Annotated in this window: 21 protein-coding genes and 5 tRNA genes; 14 read left to right on the top strand and 12 right to left on the bottom strand. The window is 23.4% G+C overall.

Going from position 1 to position 25,732, the window contains the following annotated elements; all coding sequences use genetic code 11:
* Positions 1-560 precede the first annotated feature (560 nt).
* Positions 561-1,898, top strand: coding sequence for a ribosome biogenesis GTPase Der (gene der, locus RJT62_RS02565; protein ID WP_343153662.1), 1,338 nt, complete (start codon positions 561-563; stop codon positions 1,896-1,898).
* Between the two features lie 8 nt (positions 1,899-1,906).
* On the opposite strand, the gene fdx is transcribed toward der, so the two are convergent.
* The 5 genes from fdx to RJT62_RS02540 all read right to left on the bottom strand — a co-directional run bounded on the left by fdx (position 1,907) and on the right by RJT62_RS02540 (position 6,167).
* A complete protein-coding gene (gene fdx / locus RJT62_RS02560) occupies positions 1,907-2,251 on the bottom strand; it encodes an ISC system 2Fe-2S type ferredoxin (RefSeq protein WP_343153661.1) in 345 nt (114 codons plus the stop codon).
* Between the two features lie 70 nt (positions 2,252-2,321).
* Entirely contained in the window at positions 2,322-3,848 is a 1,527-nt protein-coding gene (locus RJT62_RS02555; protein WP_343153660.1) for an Hsp70 family protein, read from the bottom strand.
* 13 nt (positions 3,849-3,861) lie between these two features.
* The gene (hscB, locus tag RJT62_RS02550) at positions 3,862-4,341 is read right to left on the bottom strand and encodes a Fe-S protein assembly co-chaperone HscB (RefSeq protein ID WP_343153657.1); all 480 of its coding nucleotides are present in this window, start codon (positions 4,339-4,341) and stop codon (positions 3,862-3,864) included.
* A gap of 204 nt (positions 4,342-4,545) precedes the next feature.
* Positions 4,546-4,923: a Fe-S cluster assembly scaffold IscU gene (gene iscU / locus RJT62_RS02545; protein WP_343153655.1), complete on the bottom strand. Its 378-nt coding sequence runs from the start codon at positions 4,921-4,923 to the stop codon at positions 4,546-4,548.
* Between the two features lie 29 nt (positions 4,924-4,952).
* Positions 4,953-6,167, bottom strand: a complete 1,215-nt coding sequence (locus tag RJT62_RS02540; RefSeq protein WP_343153653.1) for an IscS subfamily cysteine desulfurase — start codon at positions 6,165-6,167, stop codon at positions 4,953-4,955.
* A gap of 200 nt (positions 6,168-6,367) precedes the next feature.
* Here RJT62_RS02540 and RJT62_RS02535 point away from each other — a divergent pair.
* From RJT62_RS02535 to RJT62_RS02500, 8 genes are all read left to right on the top strand, one after another.
* Positions 6,368-6,442, top strand: a tRNA-Trp gene (locus tag RJT62_RS02535).
* Between the two features lie 225 nt (positions 6,443-6,667).
* On the top strand, positions 6,668-8,512 hold the full coding sequence (gene ilvD / locus RJT62_RS02530) for a dihydroxy-acid dehydratase (RefSeq protein ID WP_343153652.1): 1,845 nt from the start codon (positions 6,668-6,670) through the stop codon (positions 8,510-8,512).
* 58 nt (positions 8,513-8,570) lie between these two features.
* Positions 8,571-10,031 carry a ketol-acid reductoisomerase gene (ilvC, locus tag RJT62_RS02525; protein WP_343153650.1) on the top strand — a complete coding sequence of 487 codons (1,461 nt, stop codon included), beginning with the start codon at positions 8,571-8,573 and terminating at the stop codon, positions 10,029-10,031.
* A 1,845-nt stretch (positions 10,032-11,876) separates the two neighbouring features.
* Positions 11,877-12,209 carry a thioredoxin TrxA gene (trxA, locus tag RJT62_RS02520; RefSeq protein ID WP_343153648.1) on the top strand — a complete coding sequence of 111 codons (333 nt, stop codon included), beginning with the start codon at positions 11,877-11,879 and terminating at the stop codon, positions 12,207-12,209.
* Positions 12,210-12,363: 154 nt separating this feature from the next.
* Positions 12,364-13,623, top strand: a complete 1,260-nt coding sequence (gene rho, locus RJT62_RS02515; protein ID WP_343153645.1) for a transcription termination factor Rho — start codon at positions 12,364-12,366, stop codon at positions 13,621-13,623.
* Positions 13,624-13,805: 182 nt separating this feature from the next.
* A tRNA-Arg gene (locus RJT62_RS02510) sits at positions 13,806-13,879 on the top strand.
* Between the two features lie 14 nt (positions 13,880-13,893).
* Positions 13,894-13,969, top strand: a tRNA-His gene (locus RJT62_RS02505).
* Positions 13,970-14,021: 52 nt separating this feature from the next.
* A tRNA-Pro gene (locus RJT62_RS02500) sits at positions 14,022-14,098 on the top strand.
* 20 nt (positions 14,099-14,118) lie between these two features.
* Here the strand turns inward: RJT62_RS02500 and RJT62_RS02495 are convergent.
* Both RJT62_RS02495 and hemC read right to left on the bottom strand, forming a co-directional pair.
* Positions 14,119-14,847 (bottom strand): uroporphyrinogen-III synthase, encoded by a 729-nt coding sequence (locus tag RJT62_RS02495; protein ID WP_343153643.1) that lies wholly within the window; start codon positions 14,845-14,847, stop codon positions 14,119-14,121.
* A gap of 15 nt (positions 14,848-14,862) precedes the next feature.
* Positions 14,863-15,780, bottom strand: a complete 918-nt coding sequence (gene hemC, locus RJT62_RS02490; RefSeq protein ID WP_343153975.1) for a hydroxymethylbilane synthase — start codon at positions 15,778-15,780, stop codon at positions 14,863-14,865.
* A gap of 426 nt (positions 15,781-16,206) precedes the next feature.
* Here hemC and dapF point away from each other — a divergent pair, with 426 nt between their 5' ends.
* A complete protein-coding gene (gene dapF / locus RJT62_RS02485) occupies positions 16,207-17,031 on the top strand; it encodes a diaminopimelate epimerase (protein WP_343153974.1) in 825 nt (274 codons plus the stop codon).
* Positions 17,032-17,208: 177 nt separating this feature from the next.
* Positions 17,209-18,495 (top strand): MFS transporter, encoded by a 1,287-nt coding sequence (locus RJT62_RS02480; protein ID WP_343153641.1) that lies wholly within the window; start codon positions 17,209-17,211, stop codon positions 18,493-18,495.
* Between the two features lie 89 nt (positions 18,496-18,584).
* Here RJT62_RS02480 and RJT62_RS02475 read toward each other — a convergent pair whose 3' ends face one another.
* Entirely contained in the window at positions 18,585-19,334 is a 750-nt protein-coding gene (locus RJT62_RS02475) for a class I SAM-dependent methyltransferase (protein WP_343153639.1), read from the bottom strand.
* A 232-nt stretch (positions 19,335-19,566) separates the two neighbouring features.
* On the opposite strand from RJT62_RS02475, the gene RJT62_RS02470 reads away from it, so the two are divergent.
* Both RJT62_RS02470 and epmA read left to right on the top strand, forming a co-directional pair.
* A complete protein-coding gene (locus tag RJT62_RS02470; RefSeq protein WP_343153637.1) occupies positions 19,567-20,373 on the top strand; it encodes a hypothetical protein in 807 nt (268 codons plus the stop codon).
* A 153-nt stretch (positions 20,374-20,526) separates the two neighbouring features.
* On the top strand, positions 20,527-21,483 hold the full coding sequence (gene epmA, locus RJT62_RS02465) for an elongation factor P--(R)-beta-lysine ligase (protein WP_343153635.1): 957 nt from the start codon (positions 20,527-20,529) through the stop codon (positions 21,481-21,483).
* Positions 21,484-21,516: 33 nt separating this feature from the next.
* Here epmA and RJT62_RS02460 read toward each other — a convergent pair whose 3' ends face one another.
* From RJT62_RS02460 to hslV, 3 genes are all read right to left on the bottom strand, one after another.
* A complete protein-coding gene (locus tag RJT62_RS02460) occupies positions 21,517-22,260 on the bottom strand; it encodes an FAD-binding oxidoreductase (RefSeq protein ID WP_343153633.1) in 744 nt (247 codons plus the stop codon).
* Positions 22,261-22,560: 300 nt separating this feature from the next.
* On the bottom strand, positions 22,561-23,892 hold the full coding sequence (hslU, locus tag RJT62_RS02455) for an HslU--HslV peptidase ATPase subunit (protein WP_343153631.1): 1,332 nt from the start codon (positions 23,890-23,892) through the stop codon (positions 22,561-22,563).
* A 10-nt stretch (positions 23,893-23,902) separates the two neighbouring features.
* The gene (hslV, locus tag RJT62_RS02450) at positions 23,903-24,433 is read right to left on the bottom strand and encodes an ATP-dependent protease subunit HslV (protein WP_343153629.1); all 531 of its coding nucleotides are present in this window, start codon (positions 24,431-24,433) and stop codon (positions 23,903-23,905) included.
* Between the two features lie 456 nt (positions 24,434-24,889).
* Between hslV and rpmE the strand changes: the two genes are divergently transcribed.
* Positions 24,890-25,090: a 50S ribosomal protein L31 gene (gene rpmE, locus RJT62_RS02445; protein ID WP_343153628.1), complete on the top strand. Its 201-nt coding sequence runs from the start codon at positions 24,890-24,892 to the stop codon at positions 25,088-25,090.
* A gap of 490 nt (positions 25,091-25,580) precedes the next feature.
* Here the strand turns inward: rpmE and RJT62_RS02440 are convergent.
* Positions 25,581-25,652 (bottom strand) — tRNA-Gly (locus RJT62_RS02440).
* Between the last annotated feature and the right edge of the window lie 80 nt (positions 25,653-25,732).

The following is a 25,732-nucleotide window of genomic DNA, read 5'->3' as shown; positions in this document are numbered from 1 at the left end:
CTCTGAATCCTCTATATTTTATATGAAGAAAACTATACAAGTTACCTGTTCTATAAAAGTAATTATTTTACTAATTAATATACAACAAAAATAATTTTTAAGATAGAAAAGTATTCTTTTAAAATTTATAATTGGAAATTTTCAATATAATAAATGCATATATAAATATATACTACTTTATGTATATTTAACTTTGTTTTTATATATTTATATATATATATATATATGTATAAAATTATTAAGAGAAACAATATCTGTGGATAACTTTCATTTCTCTAATGACAATAAGGAAATCAGAACTTTAATAGTTGTGGATAAAAATAAAATCTCAAAAAAAATATCTTTACAAAAAAAAATGATAAAAATATTTTTTAGAATTTTAAAAAATATTTATAGTAAAAAAAAAAAAATGTATATACAATATGTTCTTAATAAATTTATTTTTAAAAAAATTTCTTTTAAAAAAATCTCGAAAAAAATTAACAAAAATTTGTTTAAATAACAATAATATTAAAAACAAAAAAAATAACTATTCTAAATAGTTAAAGGAAGTATGGATAATGACATCTGAAGTTGTTCTAATAGGAAGAAATAATGTAGGAAAATCCACATTATTTAACAAAATGACAAATTCTAATTCCGCATTAGTCGGAAATGAAAAAAAATTAACTAGAGATAGATTATCTTTTTACTTAAAAATAAAAGAAAAAAAAATTCTATTAACAGATACAGCGGGTATAACTTTTAAAACAAATGAATTTGAAAAAAAAGTTCTAGAACAAACTTATTTTGCTATTAAAAATGCCAACTTAATTCTTTTCATTGTTAATGCTAAAGAATCAATTTCATCAGAAGATCATTTTATTAATGAGATTTTACGAAAAACATCTAAAAAAATTTTACTAGTAGTAAATAAAATAGATCTTATGAATGAAAAATTTGAAATAAATAATTTTTTTGAATTAGGATATAAAGAAAAATTTATTATTTCAGCTTCAAGAGGAACGGGAATTCAAAACTTAATTGAAAAAGGAATAATTCCTAACATAAAAGAAAAAAAAAATAAAAAAAAATATAATAATGAAAAAAATCCAAAAAAAATAATTAAAGTAACATTTGTCGGTGCACCTAATGTAGGAAAATCCACATTAATAAATAAAATTATCAATAAAAAACGAGTAATAACATCAAATATTTCTGGAACAACTAGAGATAGTATCAACATCCCTCTTAAAAAAAATAACAAAAACTACATTTTAATAGATACTGCTGGAATAAAAAGAAAGAATAAAATTCTTGAAAAAATACAACTTTTTTCTATAAAAAAAACACTTGAAAATATAAATCAAACAGATATTACTTTATTTATAATAGACATTAGCAAATTAAAAATCTATAAAGAAGATCTAAATGTTGCTAAAAAAATTATAGAAGCAAAGAAACCTATAATAGTTGTATTTAATAAATGTGATTTATTGAACAAAAAAAAACTAAAAAATTTTAGTATCGACATATCAAAAAAATTAAATTTCCTTTATTATTGTCAATTTCAGTTTATCTCAGCTCTAAAAAATCAAGGAATAAAAAAACTACTTAACAATATAAATGTTACCTATCACAGTTCTCTTAAAAAAAATAACAGTTCGAAATTAACAATAATTTTAAAAGAAGCAATTAAAAAACACCAACCCCCCAATATTCAAGGAAAAAAAATTAAACTTAAATATGCCCATCCTGGAGGATATAAACCTACAATTATTATTATTCATGGAAATAGAACAAAATATTTGCCTAAAACATATAAAAAATATTTAGCTAATTATTTTCAAAATACATTAAATTTAATAGGATCTCCTATAAATATATTTTTTAAAGAAAATAAAAATCCTTTTTCTTAAAAGATAAATTAACATTTTTCACTTTTAACAAAAGAGTTTTTTGAGTAATAAGGAATTTCTACTATAATGTCTTTACTTCCAAGTTTAGCTTGACATGATAATCGACTTTTTTCTTCTAATCCCCATGCTTTATCTAAAGCGTCTTCTTCTTTTTCATTACAAAAAGATAAAGAAGAAAATCCCTTTCTAATAATACAATGACAAGTTGTACAAATACATGATTTTTCACAAGCATGTTCTATTAAAATGTTATTTTTTAAAGCTACATCTAAAATAGTTTCTCCTGAACTAGCAAAACACACTTTTCCCTTTGGTAACAAAATTTTGTGAGGTAAAAATTTTATTTTCAACATATTTTTAAAATTACTCCATTTTAGAATATATTATATCGATAAAATTATAGTAAATCTTGTTTACATATAATTATAATATTGTATGTAAAAAATCAACTTTTATACTAGCACTCATGTTTGTTTTTTTATCACTAGCATTAACTTCTAAAAATCCACTTTCATCTACGTTAAATTCAACTAATATTCTAGGTTTTCCAGCTTCTTCTTCTTTTATCCCTCTTAAAAAGAACTTTCCTAAAGAACGACAATTCTTTACAAAATTATCTTCTCCTTGCAAAATATGAATCATTATGACCGTTTGATTTTTTTTAAATGTTGTAAACTCTTTTTTAATAGAAATTGGAATGGTACTATTTTTTTTGATAATTTTTTCTACTCTACCTCCCATTAATTCAATTCCTAAAGAAAATGGTACTACATCTAAAAGAATAAATTTGTTTTTCTTATCTAAAGATGTTTCTTTATAATTAAATAATAAATCTGACTGAATAGTTGCACCCATTACAACAGCTTTATCAGGACTAATAGCGCTATCTATTTCTTTTTGAAAAAAATAAGATAACTTTCTTTTAATTAAAGGAATATAAGAAGACCCTCCAACCATTAAAACGTTTTCAACTTCCTTTTTATGAATAAAAGCATCTTTTATCGCATATTTTATAAGAATTAAAGTTTTATTTATTAAAGGTTCAATCAAAGTTTCAAATTCAGAACGAGAAATTTCGACTTTCCAACATTTAAATTTAACTGAAACTTTCTTTTCTTTGCTGAGTTTTAATTTAATATTCTTAGCTAAAATTAACAATTTTCTTTTTAAAAAAAGATTATCAGTTGTACATATATTATTCTTTTTTTCGATATATTTTGATAAAATTTCATCAAAATCATCTCCTCCTAATTGAGGGTCCCCTGAAGTTGATAGAACTTCAAAAATTCCTTTTTTAATTTTTAAAATAGAAATATCAAATGTTCCTCCCCCTAAATCATAAACTAAAACAATTCCATTTTTTTTAGTATGAAAACCATAAGCAATTGCAGCAGCCGTCGGTTCATTTAACAAACGAATATTCTTTAAACCTGAAAGCATAGCTGCAGATTTTATTTTTTTTCTTTGAATATCATCAAAATAGGAAGGAACAGTAATAACAGCAGTATCAATTTTCTTTTGTAAAAAAAATTCTGACTGTTTTACTAAATTTGTAATAATTGCGCTTATTATTTTAACAATAGGAACTTTTCCTTGTACTGTTTCAATGCAAATTCCTTTTTCTTTTTGAAAAGAAAAAATATAAGGAATGTTAGGATATAAATTCTTAATTTCTTCAACAGATTTCCCTAATAATCTCTTAACAGAAAAAATAGTTCTTAAAAAATTTTCTTTAGTAATTTTAGTTGCTTCTTCACCTACGACTAAGGTGTTTTTATCATAACAAACAACTGATGGTAAAAGAGAATTTTCATCTTTTCCAGATAAAATTATAATTTTTTTATTTAATAAAAAACCGATTAAAGAATAAGTAGTTCCAAAATCGATACCTACAGAAAAAAATTTTGACTTTAATTTTTTGTTTACTTTATTATTAATAATGTTCAACATATTTTATTTTTCCTCAATATTTTCTATTAAGATCTCTAATTTTTTTTATTTCATTTGCTTGTTCAAGTAATTTAAAAAGAAATCTTATTTCTTGAAATAAACTTACTGCATAATTCCACTTTTTTATAGAGATACTTAAAGAAATTTTTTTGAAAAAATTTTGAATTAAGACTCTTTTTTTTTTTATAAAAAAAGAAAGTTCATTATTTAATGATATGTTAGATTTTAGATTTTCTAGCTTAATAGAAAATTGAAATTGATTTTCTAAGAGTTCTACTTTTAAAGGATATTTTTTTTTGTTTTTATAATCAATATTATTTAAAACAAAAAGATGACTTATTCTACTCAATGGATTTTTTAACTTTCTGTATCCTTCATTAATTATGTAAATTTTTTCTTTATTTTTTTTTTTTGTATTTAAATCACTTCTGTAATAAAGATCAGGATGAAATTTTTTTTGTAATTTATAAAAATTTTCATTTAATTTTTTCATATTTATATCAAAAATTTGCGGTAAATTAAATAATTTAAAATAGTTCATCTGTTACTCAATATTTTTTTTAAAATAATTTTATTATTAGCTAAATTAAAATTAGAAATAAACTACATAATATACTGAAAAAAGTATTTTTTTCAGTATATTTAAAACAAAAAATAATCATTTAACAAATTATTAAATTGATTAAATTAAAAAAAATTATTGTTTGCTTTCATAATCAGAAATTGCAGCTTTAATAGCATCTTCTGCTAAAACAGAACAATGTATTTTAACAGGAGGTAATTCTAACTCCTTAGCAATTTTAGTATTCTTAATTTCACTTGCTTGTTTTAAAGATTTTCCTTTTATCCACTCTGTCATTAAAGAACTAGATGCTATAGCAGAACCACATCCATAAGTTTTAAAGCAAGCATCTTCAATAATACCTTGTTGATTAACTTTTATTTGTAATTTCATTACATCTCCGCAAGATGGAGCACCTACTAATCCACTTCCAACGTTAACATCAGTGTTAGAAAAAGATCCGACATTACGAGGATTGTCGTAATGATCCATTACTTTTTTGCTATATGCCATAAATATTTTCTCCGCTTCGGATAATATTTTTATTTAATATTCCATTTCATGTTGTCTAAATCTACTCCGGATTTAAACATTTCCCACAAAGGAGATAAAATTCTTAATTTTTTAATTGAAGCTTTAATAATTTTTACAGAAAAATCAATTTCTTTTTTTGTAGTAAACTTTCCCATAGAAAACCTAATTGAACTATGAGCTAATTCATCTTTAATTCCTAAAGCTCTAAGTACATATGATGACTCTAAACTTTCCGAAGTGCAAGCTGATCCAGAAGAAACAGCTAAATCTTTTAATGCCATCATTAAAGATTCTCCTTCTATGTAATTAAAACTAATATTTAAAATATAAGGAGAACTAATCGATAAAGAACTATTTAAAAAAACCTCTTCGATGTTTTTTAATTTATTCCAAAAATATAAACGTAAAGTATTTAATTTTTGATAATCCAAAAGAATATTTTTTTTTGCTATTTCAAAAGCCTTTCCCATACCTACGATCTGATGTACAGGTAAAGTACCTGAACGCATACCTCTTTCATGTCCTCCACCATGTATTTGAGGAACTAAACGAACTCTTGGTTTTCGACGAACATACAAACCGCCTATTCCTTTAGGTCCGTAAATTTTATGAGCGGAAAAAGACATCAGATCAATATTTATTTTTTTTAGATCTAACGGGATTTTCCCAACGCTCTGAGTTGCATCAACATGGAAGAAAATTTTTTTTTGTTTACATATTTCAGATATTTTTTTAATATTTTGAATTACCCCAATTTCATTATTAACATGCATTATAGAAACTAAAATTGTTTTTTTTGTTATATGTAATTCAAGATCATCTGTATCAATTAATCCATTTTTTTTAGGGGCTAAATAGGTTACTGAAAACCCTTGAGTTTCTAAATATTTACAAGTGTCTAATACAGATTTATGTTCTATTTCACTTGTAATAATATGAGTACCTTTATTTTTATAAAAAGATACTAAACCTTTAATAGCTAAATTATTAGATTCTGTTGCTCCTGATGTAAATATTATTTCTCTAAAATCTACATTAATTAGATCAGCAATTTGAGTTCTAGCTATATCAACAGCCTCTTCAGCTTTCCAACCAAATTGATGAGACCTGGAAGCTGCATTTCCAAATTTTCCTTCAAAAGTTAAATATTCTTTCATTTTTTTTAAAACTTCTGTATCTGTAGGAGTTGTTGCTGCATAATCTAAATAAATTGGAATTTTCATTTTTCCCTCTTTAAAAATTAACATGAAACAATTCTATTATATTTATCAAAAAAAAGTTAACTATTTGTTAATAAAAAAATAATTTTTTGTTTTTTAATAAAAATTTGAAAAAAAATTCAATTATATTTACTAGATAAAGTTAAAAATCAATGTTATTATTTTGTTCTGTAAAAGAACAAAATTGCTAAAAAAGTAAGAATAGGGATGTAGTTCAATGGTAGAATGTTGGTCTCCAAAACCAATGGTTGGGGGTTCAAGTCCCTCCGTCCCTGCCACTATGTTTAATAAAACATTATATATGTTTAAAATATTTAATCATTTTTAAAAATTATTTTTAACTGACATTTATTTTTTTATTCTTTTATAAAATATGAATCTTTCCATCTGTAATTAATAAATCAAATATAAATATTTAAGTAATTTTTTTTCAAAAATTTATTACTTGACATACATTAAATAAAACTTTCATTTTCAATCCTTATATTAAGAAAATAAATTATATGTTTAGATATCGATCTAGTGTAACTACTCAAGGTAAAAATATGACAGGAGCTAGAGCTTTATGGAGAGCTACTGGAATGAAAAGTGAAGATTTTAAAAAACCTATTATTGCAATAGTTAATTCTTTTACTGAATTTGTTCCTGGACATATTCATCTTAAGCAAGTAGGAAAAATAATTTCTAAAGAAATTAAGAAACAAGGAGGTGTTCCAAAAGAATTTAATACAATAGCAATTGATGACGGAATAGCCATGGGGCATTCCGGAATGCTTTATTCTTTACCTTCAAGAGAATTAATTGCTGACTCAATTGAATATGTTATAAATGGGCACTGTGTAGATGCTATGGTTTGTGTTTCAAATTGCGATAAAATTACACCTGGAATGTTAATGGCAGCTATGCGTTTAAATATTCCTACTGTTTTTGTTTCTGGTGGTCCAATGGAAGCTGGAAAAATAAAAAACCAAGAAAAATATCAAAAAATAGATTTAGTAAATGCCATTTTAGAAGGTTTTAATAATAAATCCTCCAATTTTAAAAAAAATAATTTGATAGAAAAAAATGCATGTCCTACTTGCGGTTCTTGTTCTGGATTATTTACAGCTAATTCTATGAATTGTTTGATGGAAGTATTGGGTTTAGCATTTCCTGGAAATGGAACAATATTAGCTACTCATGTAGAGAGAAAAAAATTATTCACTAAAGCGGGAAAAATTATAGTAAAAATTACAAAAAAATATTATGAAAATAATGAAAAAATGTTTTTACCAAGAGAAATAGCATCAAAAGAATCCTTTTATAACGCTATGATACTAGATATATCTATGGGGGGTTCTACAAATACAATTTTACATCTATTAGCTGCTGCTCAAGAAGGAAATATATCTTTTAATTTAAAAGATATAGATCAATTGACTAGAAAAGTTCCCAATTTATGTAAACTTTCTCCTAATCATGATTTTTATCATATGGAAGATTTTCATAGAGCTGGAGGAGTTTTTAGTCTTTTATTAGAATTAAAAAAAACAAAATTGTTAAATTTAAATACAAAAAATGTATTAAATTTAAGTCTAAAAAAAACTATCAGAAATTATGCTATTTTGAGTACAAAAAGTAAAAGAATTCTTAACATGTTCAAAGCAGGTCCAACAGGAATAAATGCTGCGAAAGCATTTTCACAATCTTTCAGATGGTCTAATCTTGATACTGATAGGAAAAAAGGATGTATTCGATCAATTACTTCTTCTTATAGTGAAGATGGAGGACTAGCTGTTTTATATGGAAATATTGCTGAAGATGGATGCGTTGTTAAAACAGCTGGAGTAAATAAAAAAAATTTAGTGTTTAAAGGATCTGCAGTTGTTTGTGAAAGTCAAGAAGAAGCAATAGAGTTAATATTAAACAAAAAAATAGTAGATGGAAATGTTTTAGTAATTCGATATGAAGGACCAAAAGGAGGTCCTGGAATGCAGGAAATGCTATATCCTACAACTCATTTAAAAGCAATGAAATTGGACATGAAATGTGCTTTAATTACAGATGGAAGATTTTCAGGAGGAACATCAGGATTATCTATAGGACACATTTCTCCGGAAGCAGCTAACAAAGGAAATTTAGCTTTAATTAAAAATGGAGATTTAATTAAAATTAACATTCCTAAAAGGAGTATTAATGTTATTCTTTCAGATTTAGAGTTAAAATTTAGAAAAAAAATGGAAGAAAAGAGAGGAAAATTGGCATATACTCCTACATTTCGAAAAAGAAAGATTTCTCTTTCATTAAAAGCTTATGCATTATTAGCTACAAGTGCAGATAAAGGTGCAGTAAGAAAAAAAAATTTTTAAAATTTAGTAATTCTAAAAAAAATAATATTTTATCTTCATACAAATAGGAAAAATTTAAATGAATTATTTTAATGATTTGAATTTTCGAGAAAAGGTCATTGAGTTGAAAACATGTCGATTTATGAAAAAAAAAGAATTTTTAGAAGGTATAAAATATTTAAAAAATAAAAAAATTGTTATTGTTGGTTGCGGTTCGCAAGGCTTAAATCAAGGATTAAATATGAGAGATTCGGGATTAAATGTTGCTTATGCGCTTCGAAAAAAATCTCTTAATAAAAAAAATGAGTCTTTTAAAAGAGCAAATGAAAATAATTTTGAAGTAAATGATTATAAAACTTTAATTCCTCACGCTGATTTAGTGATAAATTTAACTCCGGATAAACAACATTCTAGTGTTGTTAAAGAGTTACAACCATTAATGAAAAAAGGATCTACTTTAGGATATTCACATGGATTTAATATCGTAGAAATGGGCGAAATAATTAGAGATGATATAACTGTTATTATGGTAGCTCCAAAATCTCCAGGAACTGAAGTTCGAGAAGAATTTAAAAAAAATTTTGGAGTTCCAACTTTAATTGCGGTACATAAAAAAAATGATATTGAAAAAAAAGGATTAGATATTGCAAAGGCATGGGCAGTAGGAATTGGAGGACATAGAGCAGGAGTGCTATATTCTTCTTTTTCAGCTGAAGTTAAATCTGATTTAATGGGAGAACAAACTATTTTGTGTGGTTTATTACAAACAGGTTCTTTAGTTTGTTTTAAAACATTAATAAAAAATGGATATAATAAAGAATATGCTAGTAAATTTATTCAGCATGGATGGGAAACTATTACTGCTGCTTTAAAAATTGGCGGAATAACATTGATGTTGAACAAGTTATCCAACTTTCAAAAAGCCAGAGTTTTAAAAATTTCTGATCAATTAAAAAAATTGTTGACTCCTTTATTTAGAGAACATATGGATAATATCATTTCTGGATTTTTTTCTAAAAAAATGATGGAAGACTGGAAAAATAAAGATTTAATTTTATTTTCTGAAAGGGAAAAAACTAAAAAATCTTCTTTTGAAAAATTAGGTAGTTATAAGAATGATATTGAAGAAATGGAATTTTTTAATAAAGGTTTATTTATGATTGCAATTATAAAAGCTGGAGTTGAATTAGCTTTTGAAATTATGACTGAAACTGGGATTTTAGAAGAATCAGCATATTATGAATCGTTGCATGAATTACCTCTAATAGCTAATACTATAGCTAGGAAGAAGTTGTATGAAATGAATGTAGTTATATCAGATACAGCTGAATATGGAAATTATATTTTTTCTAAAAAAGCTCTTCCAATTTTAAAAAAATATAGTGAAAAATTGAAAAAAACTGATTTAGGTTTTGAGTTAAAAGAAAAAGTTGTAGAAAATAAAGTACTTCAAATATTAAATGAAAAAATTGAAAATCATCCTATCGAAATTATAGGAAGAAAATTACGAAAATATATGAAAGAAATGAGATTTTTTTAAAAAAAATTGTAACATGTTAGATCTAACATGTTACAATTTTTTTTTGTTTAAAAATTAAAATTATAAATGATATAAATTATTTTTTAAAAAATTATTAAAAACTTAAATTTTAATTAAGATAGAGAACTGTTTCTACAATAAGTGTTTTTAATGAAATTTAAAACTTTATTTTAAAAAGAAAAAATTATGGACAATATGATCCTTTTAATTTCAAATTAGAATTTTTCTTTTAAAAGTTTTAATATCAGTATTTTATGTTAATATTATGAAAATATGATTTAAATCATTAAATAGATTAGTCTAAAAAAATTCACTTTTAATAAAAAATAAAGAGAAATATTTTTTAAAACAAAAACACCTAATAATTTTAATGAATAACATTTTTTTTAGAAAATTCAATTTTTTCAATTTTAAGACAAAAAACATTAAGTTTTAAAAAAATATGTCAAAAAAATAAAATCAAAAATATTTTTTAAATTATTTAAAAGTACATTAAATATTTATTTTTTAAATCAATAAATCAGACTTTAATTAATTAATCTTATACTGAGTATTTCAAATAAAATTTTTTTACTATGAAAAATAACAAAAAATTAATTTTTCATTAATTAATAATTATTAAAATATAGATTTTTTGAAATTTATTTATTTCAAATTATTAAATAAAAACTTTTAAAATTTGCAATTGATAATAGAAAACAATTATTCTTTCATAGATTATGAATTAAATTTAATTAATGTATTGTAGTTAAATAACTTTTTCGTTTGATATAAATATTATTTTTTGAAATAATATTTAAATTTTAAAATGTAGCTATAAAATAATTAAATTAAAATAAAATTGATTTTTGAAATAAAATTAGTTGAAGATTTAAGCAAATTAAGACTATTTAATTTTTAATATTATATAAATTGTATTTAATTAATTTTTTCTAAAAAATTTTTTTAAGAAAAACTTAATTCAAATTTTGTTAATATTTTTTTCTCTGTAGCATAAAAACAACATGTTGAATATATTATTCATATTTTATAAAAAATTAGAATAATAATTTTTATTGTTTAAAAGAACAGTTTTTTTAGAAAAGTAAGAAAAAATTTGATTTAAATTAACAAAAAAAATTTATTTATATATTTATACATGTATAAATTTAACAAAAAAGAAATAGATTTTTAAAAAATTTTAAGAAATTTATTTTTAAAAAAAATAATAAATATAAACGATTCTTAGAAATTTCGAGTCATAAATCAATCAATAATATTTAAAAATTTTAAAAAATTTGTTTAATACAATTTTTTTTTATTTGGTGTGTATAAAAAAAATTATAAATTATAAAAAAATAAAATTAACAATTTTAAATCATTTAAGAAAATAGTATTTGATTCTATCTTTTTTATCAGATTAAAGAAAAAATACTTTTTTATTATTTATTTAAATATGAGAATAAGATTGATAAAAAAATAATTAATATATTTTAAAATAAATGAAGTAAGGAAATATTTTAAAATATTCTTTAATACTAAAATTATAAGAAAATATATAGATCTTATTTAATTTTTATATGAATTATCAAAACGAAATACTTATGTAAAAAAAACTATTTCATATAAAATCTAAAAATATAATAAAAAAAATCAAAAAACAAATTTGATTTTTTTTAATTAAAATTTTGAGTAAATAAAAAGTATTCTTCTGTATATTACAGATACAATATGCTATAATTCAAAAAAAGAAAATATTACTAATTTTAACAAGACTTTTAATATTAATATATTTAAGCAATTTAAAATAGAATTTCGTATATATGTAAATATAATTATTGTAAAAAATCTAAATTAAGGAAAAATATGAACAATAGTATAATTACTAATTTAAATGATTCTGAATTTCAAAAAAAAATATTAGAAGAAAAAGGAATATGTTTGGTAGATTTTTGGGCTGAATGGTGTAATCCATGTAAAGTTTTGTCTCCTATTTTAGAAAAAATAGCTAAGGAATACGAAAATAAAATTAAAGTATTTAAAATTAACATTGATGAAAATCCAAAAACTGCACCAAAGTATTCAATTAAAGGTATTCCAACGCTTTTATTATTTAAAAAAGGAATATTAGTAGCTACTAAAGTAGGAGCTATATCTAAATCTCAATTAAAAGAATTTATAGATACTTATGTTAACTAAATAAAACATATTATTTAAAATTAATTAAATTACGTAAAAAAATAATTTTTTTAAGGTTATTTTTTACTTTCAGTAAATGCTTACTTATAAAAAATAAAACTTTTCATAGTAAAAACTTCAAACATTTACTTCAAGTTTTTAAGCATCCATCATTATGAACCTTACCGAGTTAAAAAACACGCCAGTTTCTGAATTAATTACTCTTGGCGAAAAAATAGGATTGGAAAATTTAGCACGTATGCGCAAGCAAGATATCATTTTTTCTATCCTAAAACAGCATTCAAAAAGTGGAGAAGATATATTCGGGAATGGTGTTTTAGAGATATTACAGGACGGATTTGGATTTTTGCGTTCTGCAGATAGTTCTTATTTAGCTGGACCCGATGATATATACGTTTCTCCAAGTCAAATAAGAAGATTTAATCTACGTACAGGAGACACTATTTCTGGGAAAATACGTCCTCCGAAAGAAGGAGAAAGATACTTTGCTCTCTTGAAAGTAAACAAGGTAAATTTCGATAAACCTGAAAACGGTCGAAGTAAAATTTTGTTTGAAAATTTAACTCCTTTGCATGCAAATTCTCGTTTACGAATGGAACGAGGAAATGGATCAAAGGAAGATTTAACAGCTAGAGTTCTTGATTTAGCCTCTCCAATTGGAAGAGGACAAAGAGGACTGATAGTAGCTCCTCCTAAAGCCGGAAAAACTATGCTTTTACAAAATATAGCTCAGAGTGTTGCTTATAATCATCCTGATTGTATATTAATGGTTCTTTTAATTGATGAAAGACCAGAAGAAGTAACAGAAATGCAACGATTAGTAAAAGGAGAAGTAGTAGCGTCAACATTTGACGAACCAGCATCAAGGCATGTTCAAGTTTCTGAAATGGTTATTGAAAAGGCAAAAAGATTAGTAGAGCATAAAAAAGATGTAATAATTCTCTTAGACTCTATTACTCGACTAGCCAGAGCATATAATACAGTTGTTCCTGCTTCAGGAAAAGTTTTAACTGGTGGAGTTGATGCGAATGCTTTGCATCGTCCTAAGCGATTTTTTGGTGCAGCAAGGAATGTTGAAGAAGGAGGAAGTTTAACAATTATTGCAACTGCTTTAATCGATACTGGATCTAAAATGGATGAAGTGATTTATGAAGAATTTAAGGGTACTGGAAATATGGAATTGCCATTATCTAGAAAAATAGCCGAAAAAAGAGTTTTTCCAGCTATTGATTACAATCGGTCTGGAACAAGAAAAGAAGAATTATTGACTATTCCAGACGAATTACAGAAGATGTGGATCTTAAGAAAAATTATTCATCCAATGAGCGAAATAGATGCTATGGAATTTTTAATTGATAAATTATCTATGACAAAAACAAATAATGAGTTTTTTGATATGATGAAGAGATCTTGATAAAAGATTAGTATTTGAAATAAAAACATTTAATAGTTTAAAAAAAATAAATTTGAAATTTTTAAATAAAATATTTATAAATTTTCTTTAAAATTTATTGGACATTAATATTAACAAATAGTAAACTGAAAAAGTTAAATTAATTATTTTAAATTTTAAAAATAGTTTAAAACTGTAGCTACGCGCCTGTAGCTCAGTTGGATAGAGCACTATCTTCCGAAGATAGAGGTGTCAGGTTCAAATCCTGTCAGGCGCAAAGATATTTGTTTGGTGGTTATAGCTCAGCTGGTAGAGCTCTGGATTGTGATTCCAGCGGTCATGGGTTCAAATCCCATTAACCACCCCAATTTATATTTTTTATTTTTTATTATGTAGAAATATAATAATTAGTTTTTATTCGGCGAGTAGCGCAGCTTGGTAGCGCAACTGGTTTGGGACCAGTAGGTCAGAGGTTCGAATCCTCTTTCGCCGACCAAAAATATTTTTTTTTTATTTCTAAAATTTTTTTTTTATTTCTTTTTTATCTGTACTTTCAACAACAAAAATTTTTTTCCATCCTAAAATTTTAGCACTTTCTGAAATTCTTTTACTTATAACCAAAATTATTGATTCCAATATTTTAAAATTTTTATTTTTTATTATAAAAAAATCGTATATTACTTTAAGTATTTTTAAACTCGTAATAAATATTACGTCAAATTTTAGATTTTTATATTTGTTTTTTTGTTTAAGGATTTTTGGAACACTTTTATAACAATTTATAACTGAAATTTTTACTCCTGTTCTTTTAAGTTTCTTTTCAAGAATATTCAAATAAGAATATCCTTTTATGATGATAATTTTTTTGTTAAGAAGTTTTTTCTTAGAAATTAAATTAAACAATTCATTACTGTTTTCTTTTTTAGTTGGAAACAGAACCTTTTTTTTAGTACAGAAACTTAAATTAGTAGCTGTGCTTCGTCCAATAGCGTAATAATTAATATATTTGGGCCAGAATGTTTTTTTTTTCTTTAGAATTTTATCAGCATAAAAAACTGCATTTTTAGACAATGCACATAAAATGTCATTTTTTTTTAAAAGATTTAATTTTTGTAAAAAAAAATTTAAATCTGCTAAGGGTAAAAAATCAATTAACGGAAAATTATATGCATAAATGTTAGATTGAAATAAATATTGAACTAATTTTTTCCCTTCCAAGGAAGATCTACTTATTAATATTTTCATATTTTTTTAGATTAATCATTGATTTAAAATTTTCCCAACCCCGCTTTTTAAAAATTCAGAGGCTAGCGAGCATCCTATTTTTTTAGCATCATAGAATGAACCTATTTTTTCTCCTTTCATTATTTTTTTTCCGTCAGTAGAACTAACAAATGTTCTTAACCATATTTTTCCTTTTTTTAAAATTGCAAAACTTCCAACAGGAAGTTGGCAGCCTATCGATAATTTTTTACAAAAAGCTCTTTCAGTTTGAATTAATATTTTACTTTTGTAATGATGTATTTTTTTTAGAATATTTATAATTTTTTTGTCTTTCAATCTGCATTCAATGCCAATAGCGCCTTGACCACAAGGTGGAAGTGATAATTCTGGCGGTATAATATAAGAAATTCTTTTTTTTAGTCCTAATCTTTTTAATCCAGCTGCTGCTAAGATGATAGCGTCATATTTTCCTTTATCTAATTTTTTTAATCTAGTTTCAATATTTCCTCGTAAAGGAGAAAAAATTAAATCTTGACGATAATTAATGAGTTGAAATTTTCTTCTTAAGCTAGAAGTTCCTATGATAGCATTCTTAGGTAATTGATCAATATTTTCATATTTTTTTGATACTAAAGCATCAAGAGGATTTATTCTTTTACAAATACAAGCTAAACTTAAATTTTTATGTATAACCATAGGAATATCTTTAACTGAATGTATGGCAATGTCTACTTTATTTTGAATTAAAGCTAATTCTAATTCTTTAATAAAAACTCCTTTTCCGTTATTTTTTATGAAAGAAGAATCTAAAAATTTATCTCCATGAGTAGCAATAGGAATAATAGAAATTAATAAATTTGGAAAAATAGAAATTAGTTTTTTTTTTACGTACATAGCTTGAAATAAGGCAAGAGGACTTTTTCTAGTAGCAATTCTTATTTTTTTTTTTAATATATTTATGGTCATTTTTAAATAGATATTGTGAAAGTGATTTTTTATTTTTAAATAAAAAAATTTAGTACTTAAATTTTAATTTTTTAAAAATTTTTTTTATGCAAATAAAAAGATTTACATAAAAAATAAAAATAAACATTTTTTAAAGGTTTAATAATTGTTAGTAAATAGATTCATTAAAAATTATACATATTTATATATAAAAATTAAAAAAACCAATTACATTATAGTAAAAAATATTAAATAAGTATTTATTTATTTTAAATAATTAAAAAACAATTTGTTTAAAATATTTAAGGAATTTTATTGATAACGATATTAAATTCTTTTGCTATTAACTAAAGGCAACTGTAATATTGTTGATAATAAGTAGTATTTCAAAATAATTACAATTGTACATATTAAGAGATAAAAAATAGGATGAAAATTAATTTTTCTAAGATGCATGGCTTAAGTAACGATTTCATGATAATCGAAACTATTACACAAAAAATTAGTTTAACTTCAAAAAAAATTCAAACTTTGTCTGATCGTTACAAAGGAGTGGGTTTTGACCAGTTACTTCTAGTAGAAAAATCATTTAATTCTGGAATTGAATTTAATTATAGAATTTTTAATTCAGATGGAAGTGAGGTAGAACAATGTGGCAATGGAGCAAGATGTTTTGCTCTTTTTGTATATTTAAAAGGTTTAACAAAAAATAAAAAAATTTTTGTTAGCACAAAAAAAGGAATTTTAATTCTAAAAATTTTAAAAAATAATCTTGTAAGAGTTAATATGGGAAAACCTAATTTTCTTCCTAAAGAAATTCCTTTACTAACTAAAATTTTTAAAACAAAATATTCGTTATTTATCAAAGAAAAAAAAATTTATTTTGGAGCAGTTTCAATAGGAAATCCTCATTGTGTTATTACCGTTAATGACATAAATACAAAAATTGTAAGTGAGTTATCTCCATTAATACAAAAAAATGATTTCTTCCCAAATAGTGTAAATGTTGGTTTTATGGAAATTATAAATTCAGAAAAAATTAAATTACGAGTGTATGAAAGAGGTTCAAATGAAACAAAATCTTGCGGAAGCGGAGCATGTGCAGCAGTTGCAGTTGGAATTAAACAAAATATACTTTCAAATAAAGTATCCGTAGAATTAAAAGGTGGAAAATTAGAAATTTTATGGAAAAAGGAAAATGATGTTATTTACATGACAGGTCTAGCCGAACATGTTTATGATGGAAGTATTTATTTATAAAAATTATTTTGTATTTGAATTAAAAACATTAATTTTTTTTTATTTAGAAATATAAAAAAATTAAATATAAATGTTCATAAAAATTAAAATTAATCGATTTTAGTTTCATGTTTGATAAAATTGAATTAGTTAATTAAATTTTAATTATAGTATTATAATTTAGTTTAGGAGTTAATTTTGTTTAATTTAATTAAAAATAAAAAAAGAATAAATGTTAAAAAATCGTTTAAAAAAACTAGAATGAAGAATGCTTTAAACAAAGATTTTATTAAACCAAAAAAAAAATTGATTCGAAAAAAAACTAAAGAATTTAGAAAAATAGCAATATCTTTTTTTTTTGCTGGATTTTCTACATTTTCTGTTTTGTATTGTGTACAACCTATATTGCCTATTTTTTCTAAAGAATTTCATTTAACTCCTTCTCAAAGTAGTCTTTCTCTTTCTGCTGCTACTGTTACGATGGCTATCGGAATGTTATTTACAGGATCTTTTTCGGATTTTTTAGGAAGAAAAAAAATTATGACTATATCGTTGTTTACATCCGCTATGTTAACTATTTTATGTTCTTTTACAAATAGTTGGAATCAAATAATTATCATGAGATTATTAATTGGATTAGCTTTAAGTGGTGTTACAGCTGTAGGAATGAGCTATCTTAGCGAAGAAATTCATCCAAATGATTTATCTTTTTCTATTGGATTATATATTAGTGGAAATACATTTGGAGGATTTATAGGAAGATTTTTAAGTACTATAATTTCAAATTATTTTTCTTGGAAATCGGTTTTTTTAACATTAGGATTTTTTTCTTTTTTTTCTACAATCATTTTTTTAACGATGTTACCTAGTTCCAAAAATTTCAGATCAATTTCATTAGATTATATTTCTTTTATAAAAAATTTTTTGTTGCATTTACAAGATAAAGCATTAATAATTTTATTTTTAATAGGATTTATTTTGATGGGTAGCTTTATAACATTATTTAATTATATAGGTTATCGATTGATGATATCTCCATTTTTTTTAGATTCTAATTTAATTAGTTTATTATCAATTGTGTATTTAACTGGTGTTTATAGTTCTCCTAAAGCTGGTACTTTAATACATCGGTATAATCGAAGTACTATACTATTTTTTTCGTTTATAATAATGATTATTGGACTTAGTATAACTCAATTAAATAATTATTTAAGTATTTTTTTAGGTTTAATATTATTTTCAGGGGGATTTTTTTCAGCACATTCAATAGCCAGCAGTTGGATAGGTTATCGTGTAAAAAAAGCTAAGGGACAAGCTTCTTCAATGTATTTGATTAGTTATTATTTTGGAGCAAGTGTTTTAGGAACAGTAGGAGGATTTTTTTGGTCATTTGGATGTTGGTTAGGAATTTCTATATTTATTTTGAATTTATTATTCATAGGTATATTTTTATCTTTGAAATTAAAAAAAATATTGAAGTTATAAAATGAAATTTTTATAAAAAAATTTATAGTTTTAAAGAATAAAAAAATTTATAAAAAAATAAATTTATTTGTAAAAATTTTTTAGGAAACTTAAAGTATTTTTTTTTGAGATGAAAGATAAATGTCAAATCGATATTTTTTAGTTTTTATAGAATAAGTAACTTTTTTTTTAAAAAAAGGAAGTAATGATCGGGGACGCTTGATTACAATTCTATGTTTTGCATAACAAAATGAAAAGTTTAATAAATCTCTAGCATCTGAATCGTTTCCGACAAAAAATTTTAGTAGGTTCATTTCTTTTTTAGATAAAGCTTTTTTTTTTATTGCAAACATAGGATCTAAATAAATTACATCGGGGTATTTTTTTAACTTTTTTATTAATTTAAAACTAGAACCATAGGAAAAAAATAATCTTTTTTTTAACCATGAGCTAACTTTAATATGAGTGTAAGCTCGGTTTAAACCATCGAATAGTAGTGCGGCAACAATTGGATTTCTTTCAAACATATGAACTTTACATCCCAAAGTAGAAAGTATAAAAGCATCTCTTCCTAAACCAGCAGTAGCATCTAATACAAAAGGATAAAAATTTTTTTTGATTCCTATTGCTTTAGCTAATAGTTCATTTTTTTTGTTAGCTAAAAAACTTCTATGAAAGATACTTCCCTTAGTAAAATTTACTTTTAAAGTTCCTAAATTTGGAAAATGTCTATGTTTTAATTCTAAGCCTGTAGAATTAATTATTAATTTTATTACAGATTTTGGATTATGTTTCAAATTCCATTTATTAGTTATATATCTTAAATATTTTTGATTAGAATTATTTTCTATATAAACCATTTTAAAAAAATAAAATTTTTTTCAAACTTATTAGAATCAAACTTTTATTTATAACATAAATATTCTTTATTTCCTATTAAAAAATAAAAAAAAACGTTATATTTACTAAATATATAAAAAAAAATGTATAAACGAAAAATTATTTAAAATATCTGTTATTGACATCTTGACTAAAAAAAAAAATGCGAGTAAAAGGGAATTAATCGAAGATAAAGAAAAGGATGTAAAAACTATGTCATCTATAATGGTTGTTAACAAAACAAATCTTTTCGATATTAACCAAAGTAAAAGTATCAAAAGTAGTTCAGAAAAAAAAATCTTGAATTCTGATTCAAAATCTTCTAGAGAATTAAATCAAATACATCAAGATAAGTTTAGCAATTCTAATTTAAGCACTAATGAAAGAACATATTTTTTAAATAGTGCAAAGATTTTTCCTCAAAGTTTTAATTTTTTTATTGATGAAAAAGATCAATTTGACGTAACAAATATGAAAGATGAAGATTTAGATAATCCTATTTGGCAAAGCTTATCTAAAGAAGTTCCATCAAAAAAAGATCCTTTTCCTAATAATCCATTGCAAAAATCATTTATTCATCTAAAAAATACAAGTCAATTGAACAATAATTTTATAAAAAATCTTGATGAAAATGTATCAATTAGTTTGAATGGAAAAGAAATTAACGGACAATCTCCAGAAGAGTTGTTAGCTAATCTTAAAAAAGATGTACCTAGTCTTTCAGAAAGACAATTAATTTCTACTTACGTACAACCTTCTGTATTTAAGAAATCTCTTGATGATTTACAATCTTTAGAATCAGATTTTTCTAAATTTAAACCTACCTCTAGTAAGTTAAGTTATAAACTTGATAAAATTGGAAATGGAAAATATACTTTATTAGCTACAAGTATATCTCAAGTAAAATTAAAAGATTCTGAAGTTTCTGATAAAAGTTATAGTTCTTATGGAGTTCGTGCTTTTTTAACAATTTCTCCATATGAGAATCCAATAATAAAATATTCATTTTTTATGAAATAAATATTTGTTTAGAATATTAAAAATTTGATATAATGTTTGTTGCAGAACATAAATTTATTTATGTTCTGTAAGTTTAGTTTTTATTTTTAGAAAATTTAATGAAAAAATTGTTTAATAAAGAGTGTTTATGTTAAAAAAAAAAATTGTGATTGGTTGCCCACTGCTTCTATTGAAACTTTGATTAAACGATCTTTGATTATTACTAAGATTCGGAGATTTTTATCAAAATTATCAGTTTTAGAAGTAGAAACACCAATTTTAAATAAATATCCTATAACAGATCCTAATATTGTTCAATTTAATACTACTTATTGTTCATCTAACAAAAAGAAAAAAACTAATTTTTGGTTAAACACCAGTCCTGAATATCATATGAAAAGATTATTAGCAGCTGGAATTGGGCCAATTTATCAAATTTGTCATAGCTTTAGAAATGAAGAAAAAGGAATTTTTCATAATCCTGAATTTACTATTCTTGAATGGTATCAACCAGGATATTCTATGCATGATTTGATTAAAGAGGTTACAAAATTATTAAAGTTAATTTTTAAATGTAAAAAAGTAGATGTTATTTCTTATCAAAAAATATTTTTAAAATATCTTAAAATTGATCCTCTTTCTATTTCAATAAAAAAATTAAAAAATCTTGTAAAAGAGTTGGGAATTTCGAATTTAGTTTTTTTAACAAAAAATTTTAATAATTTGTTGGAAGTATTATTTATGGAAGAAATTGAACCAAAAATAGGGAAAAAAAATCCGATATGCATTTATCATTTTCCATCAGCTCAAGCATCCTTATCAGAAATTAATCCTGATGATTACAGAGTTTCTGAAAGATTCGAGTTTTTTTTTAAAGGAGTGGAAATAGGAAATGGTTTTTATGAATTAAAAGATGTCAATGAACAAAAAAAAAGATTTTTAATGGATAACAAAAAAAGAAAAGAATTAGGCTTAGAGGAACATCCTTTAGATTTAGATTTTTTAAATTCTTTAGATAAAGGAAATTTTCCAAAATGTTCAGGAATAGCAATAGGAATTGATCGATTAGTTATGTTATCATTAAACCTTAAAGAGATTCGTAAAGCGATGTCATTTAGTCTTGATGTTTGACATCTAAATTTTTTAAAATATAAAAAAAGAAAATTACCAATAGTTTTCTGATGTAATTTCTCCACATTTTCTTCTCAAATGTTTGCGCATATTCTTAATATTATAAAGTAGTTTAATAGTATCTTTGACCATGTTTGGATTTCCACATAACATTATGTGAGAGGTTTCTTTTTGAATTTTTAAATTTAATTTATTTTCAATGGAATTATTTTCTATTAATTTAGGGATTCTTCCAAATAAAGAATTTTTATTTTTTTCTCTACTAGTTACTGAAATAAAAGAAAATTTTTCTCCATATTGTTTTTTAATATTATTTATTAAAGGTAAGTAGTTTAAATCTTTAAAGTATCGAATGGCATGTATAAGAACAATTTTTTTAAATCGTAAAATTTCTTTTTTTTCTTGTAATATTGATAAATAAGGACCGATTGCAGTTCCTGTCGAAAACATCCAAAGTATTTCTTTTTTAGGTATTTCTCTTATTGTAAAAAAACCAAAAGATTCTTTTGAAATATAGATTTTTTCATTAACATTTAAAGAATACAAAAAAGGAGTCATTTTTCCATTTGGAATTAAAAGAATATAAAATTCTAAATTTTGTTTATTTGATGAATTTACATAAGAATAAGCACGTTGAATTGAACTTTTTTTATTTAAAAGCAATTTGTTGTATTGACCTGGTATAAAAGGAGCTATTTTAGCTTTTAATATTAAACTAAATAAATTTGGGCTCCATTTTTTAATTTTTAATACTTTTGCTCTAATCCATTTTGTCATTTTGTTTGCCTAATACAATAGAAGTATGTTTTTTATGATATTAAAGTAAATGATATATTTAGAATTCAAATTATTTTTTACAGTTTAAGAGATTTTTTATCGGTATGCATTTTAACATATTAATATATAAATTAAAAAAAAACTTTTTAAAAAATATTTATAGATGTAAAAAATGTTTTGGTAAATATTTTTCAAAAGTTTAAAAATCCATCTTAATTCGATAAAAAAAGATGGATTTAAATGAAAAATAAAGATATTTTTCTGACAAAATTAACAATTTTAAATTAATATTTAATTTTTTTATAAAATAAATTTACTAAGATCTTCGTTATCAATTAATTTATCCAAATGTTTACTAACATATTTAGTATCAATAATAATAGATTCTCCAATTTTTTCATTAGCAAAAAAAGAAATTTCTTCCATTAAACGTTCCATAACAGTATGTAATCGACGTGCTCCAATATTTTCCATAGATTCATTAACTTTCCAAGCAGCTTCTGCTATTTTTTTAATTCCTTCTTCAGTAAATATTACATTCAAACCTTCTGTTTTCATTAATGCCGTATATTGAACGGTCATAGATGCTTTGGGTTTTTTTAAAATATTTTCAAAATCATCAATGGTTAAAGCTTTTAATTCTACTCGAATAGGCAAACGACCTTGTAATTCAGGTATGAGATCAGAAGGTGTACATGTTTGAAATGCACCTGAAGCTATAAATAAAATATGATCTGTTTTTACCATACCATATTTAGTAGAAACTGTGCACCCTTCAACTAGAGGTAAAAGATCTCTTTGAACCCCTTCTCGAGAAATATCTAGTCCTGAAGTGTTACTTCTTTTGCAAATTTTATCTATTTCATCTATGAAGACAATTCCATTTTGTTCGACAGAATTAATAGCTTCTTTTTTTATATCTTCGGGATTTACTAATTTTGCTGCTTCTTCTTCTGTAAGTAATTTTAAAGCATCTTTAATTTTTAATTTTTTGCTACTTATTTTTTTTCCACTGATATTATGGAATATTGATTGCAATTGACTAGTTAATTCTTCCATACCTGGAGGCGCCATAATTTCTACTCCGATAGAGGCATTTGAAACATTAATTTCTATTTCTTTATCATCTAATTTACCTTCTCTGAGTCTTTTTCTAAATAGTTCAATTGTAGCAGTAGGTCGAATGGTATCGCCTGGTTTTTCCCAATTGCTTTTTGGAGTTGGAACTAGGACTTCTAAAATCCTTTCTTCTGCTCTTTTTTTTACTTTATTTTTATTAATTTCAATGACTTTAGTTTTGATTAATTTGATTGCTGTATCAGTTAAGTCTCGAATGATAGAATCTACTTCTTTTCCAACATATCCTACTTCAGTAAATTTTGTTGCTTCAACTTTAATAAAAGGAGCATTAGCTAATTTAGCTAATCTTCTAGCAATTTCAGTTTTTCCAACACCTGTTGGGCCTATCATTAAAATATTTTTAGGAGTAATTTCATGACGTAATTCATCATTAAGTTGCATTCGTCTCCAACGATTTCGAAGAGCAATAGCTACAGCTCTTTTAGCTTTTTTTTGTCCAATAATAAATTTATTTAATTCTAGAACAATGTCTAGAGGAGTCATTTCTGACATATGGATGATCCTACTTTTTTGAAAATAAAGTTTTTATAGTGAAAGTATGATTAGTATATATGCATATATTAGCGGCGATGGTTAATGATCTTTTAACAATTTCTTTTGCATCAAGACTAGTGTTTTCAATTAGTGCTTTAGCAGCTGATTGTGCATAAGGTCCGCCTGAACCAATGGCAATAAGATTATCTTCGGGTTGAATTACATCTCCGTTCCCACTAATAATTAATGAATGTTTTTCATCTGCCACTGCTAGCAATGCTTCTAATTTTCTTAAAATTCGATCGGTTCTCCAATCTTTTGCTAGTTCTATAGCAGCTCTTTTTAACTGTCCTTGATACATAGATAATTTTTTTTCAAATAAGTCAAATAAAGTAAAAGAATCTGCTGTGCTTCCAGCAAAACCTACAATAATTTTTTTTTTGTAAAGACTTCTTACTTTTTTAACATTACTTTTCATAATTGTATTGCCTAATGTAGCTTGTCCATCTCCACCAATAACTACTTGATCTCTAACTCTAATACTTAATATTGTAGTCACAAATTGATCCTTTATAAAAAAATAATAATCTTTACTATAAATAATATTTTTTAACGTTATATTTATTGAAGTTTAACAATTAGTAATAATAGATGTATTTTCTTAATTAAAGTTGCTTAGTTTAATATTGATTGACTAATTTTATCATATTTAATTTGATTAATTAATCTTTCAATAAATCTTATTAATTTGTATAGATTAATTTTTAAGATTTTTGTTTTTTTAAAGATTATTTAATTTTAAATCAAATTATTAATTTTTTAATTAAGATAATATTGATTTTTTTATATATTTTTTATTTAAAAACGTTAACTATCTTAGTAGTCTAGAAAAAAAATTTAAAATGTAAATTTTATTTGATATAAAAAGTTATATTTTAATTAAAATTATTTGCTAGGAAAAAAAAAATTATTCATAATAATCAAATACAATTTCTTATTAATTTATAATTCTAACATGAAAAAGAAAATTCATCCTGAATATCATCAAATACAAGCTGTATGTTCTTGTAACAAAACTTATATTTTTTTTTCAACAATAAAAAATAATATTCAATTAGACATATGTTCGGCATGTCATCCTTTTTATACAGGAAAACAGAGAACAATAAATACTGGTGGTAGAATTGAAAAATTTAAAAAGAGATTTAATTTTTAAATAATTACAGATGTTATTTTTTAATTTTTTATTAAAAATATTTTTTTGAATGTTATAACTAATCATAAGTTATTGATGCTTTATTTTTTTTTAAAATGGTTTTTGTATTTTAAACTTAAAAAAACAATATTTTTTATTATTTAGCTAGATTTAATGAATTTTAAATCGTATCCATCATAATTATTATTATTTTCTTAATGATGTTTATATTCAGATGGTTACGATCATTAAATCATCTTTTAGTATCTTTCTTTTGTAAAATAAATTAATTTATTTGTTTCGGAAATTTCAACGATTTTTTAAAAACATTTTTTTGTATAAAAATCTGAATGCTATTTTTCTAATATGAAAAAATGATTTACATTAAAAATATAAGAAAAAATAGCTATTTGTTTTGAGGGTTTTTAAAAATATTTAAATTTAATAAAAAGTAAAAGGTATTATTCATTATTAATATAGTTGAACGAAAAATTGATTATTTATATTCTTGAGCGGGAAACGAGATTTGAACTCGTGACCCTAACCTTGGCAAGGTTATGCTCTACCACTGAGCTATTCCCGCTTATTAATTATTTAATTTTCTAAACGTAAAAACTATACTTATTTAAAATAATCATAAATTTTTTTTAAAAAAAAAGCAAT

The sequence above is a fragment of the Buchnera aphidicola (Mindarus keteleerifoliae) genome (genome assembly GCF_039392895.1).
In the GTDB taxonomy this organism is placed as follows: domain Bacteria; phylum Pseudomonadota; class Gammaproteobacteria; order Enterobacterales; family Enterobacteriaceae; genus Buchnera_A; species Buchnera_A aphidicola_A.
Note: the sequence above shows the minus strand (reverse complement) of the source record. Positions and strands in the feature narration are given on the sequence as shown.

Bases quoted from the DNA above. Each gene is read 5' to 3' on its own strand.
- der (WP_343153662.1), top strand. From the start codon at position 561: ATGACATCTGAAGTTGTTCTAATAGGAAGAAATAATGTAGGAAAATCC.
- fdx (WP_343153661.1), bottom strand. From the start codon at position 2,251: ATGTTGAAAATAAAATTTTTACCTCACAAAATTTTGTTACCAAAGGGA.
- RJT62_RS02555 (WP_343153660.1), bottom strand. From the start codon at position 3,848: ATGTTGAACATTATTAATAATAAAGTAAACAAAAAATTAAAGTCAAAA.
- hscB (WP_343153657.1), bottom strand. From the start codon at position 4,341: ATGAAAAAATTAAATGAAAATTTTTATAAATTACAAAAAAAATTTCAT.
- iscU (WP_343153655.1), bottom strand. From the start codon at position 4,923: ATGGCATATAGCAAAAAAGTAATGGATCATTACGACAATCCTCGTAAT.
- RJT62_RS02540 (WP_343153653.1), bottom strand. From the start codon at position 6,167: ATGAAAATTCCAATTTATTTAGATTATGCAGCAACAACTCCTACAGAT.
- ilvD (WP_343153652.1), top strand. From the start codon at position 6,668: ATGTTTAGATATCGATCTAGTGTAACTACTCAAGGTAAAAATATGACA.
- ilvC (WP_343153650.1), top strand. From the start codon at position 8,571: ATGAATTATTTTAATGATTTGAATTTTCGAGAAAAGGTCATTGAGTTG.
- trxA (WP_343153648.1), top strand. From the start codon at position 11,877: ATGAACAATAGTATAATTACTAATTTAAATGATTCTGAATTTCAAAAA.
- rho (WP_343153645.1), top strand. From the start codon at position 12,364: ATGAACCTTACCGAGTTAAAAAACACGCCAGTTTCTGAATTAATTACT.
- RJT62_RS02495 (WP_343153643.1), bottom strand. From the start codon at position 14,847: ATGAAAATATTAATAAGTAGATCTTCCTTGGAAGGGAAAAAATTAGTT.
- RJT62_RS02475 (WP_343153639.1), bottom strand. From the start codon at position 19,334: ATGGTTTATATAGAAAATAATTCTAATCAAAAATATTTAAGATATATA.
- RJT62_RS02470 (WP_343153637.1), top strand. From the start codon at position 19,567: ATGTCATCTATAATGGTTGTTAACAAAACAAATCTTTTCGATATTAAC.
- RJT62_RS02460 (WP_343153633.1), bottom strand. From the start codon at position 22,260: ATGACAAAATGGATTAGAGCAAAAGTATTAAAAATTAAAAAATGGAGC.
- hslU (WP_343153631.1), bottom strand. From the start codon at position 23,892: ATGTCAGAAATGACTCCTCTAGACATTGTTCTAGAATTAAATAAATTT.
- rpmE (WP_343153628.1), top strand. From the start codon at position 24,890: ATGAAAAAGAAAATTCATCCTGAATATCATCAAATACAAGCTGTATGT.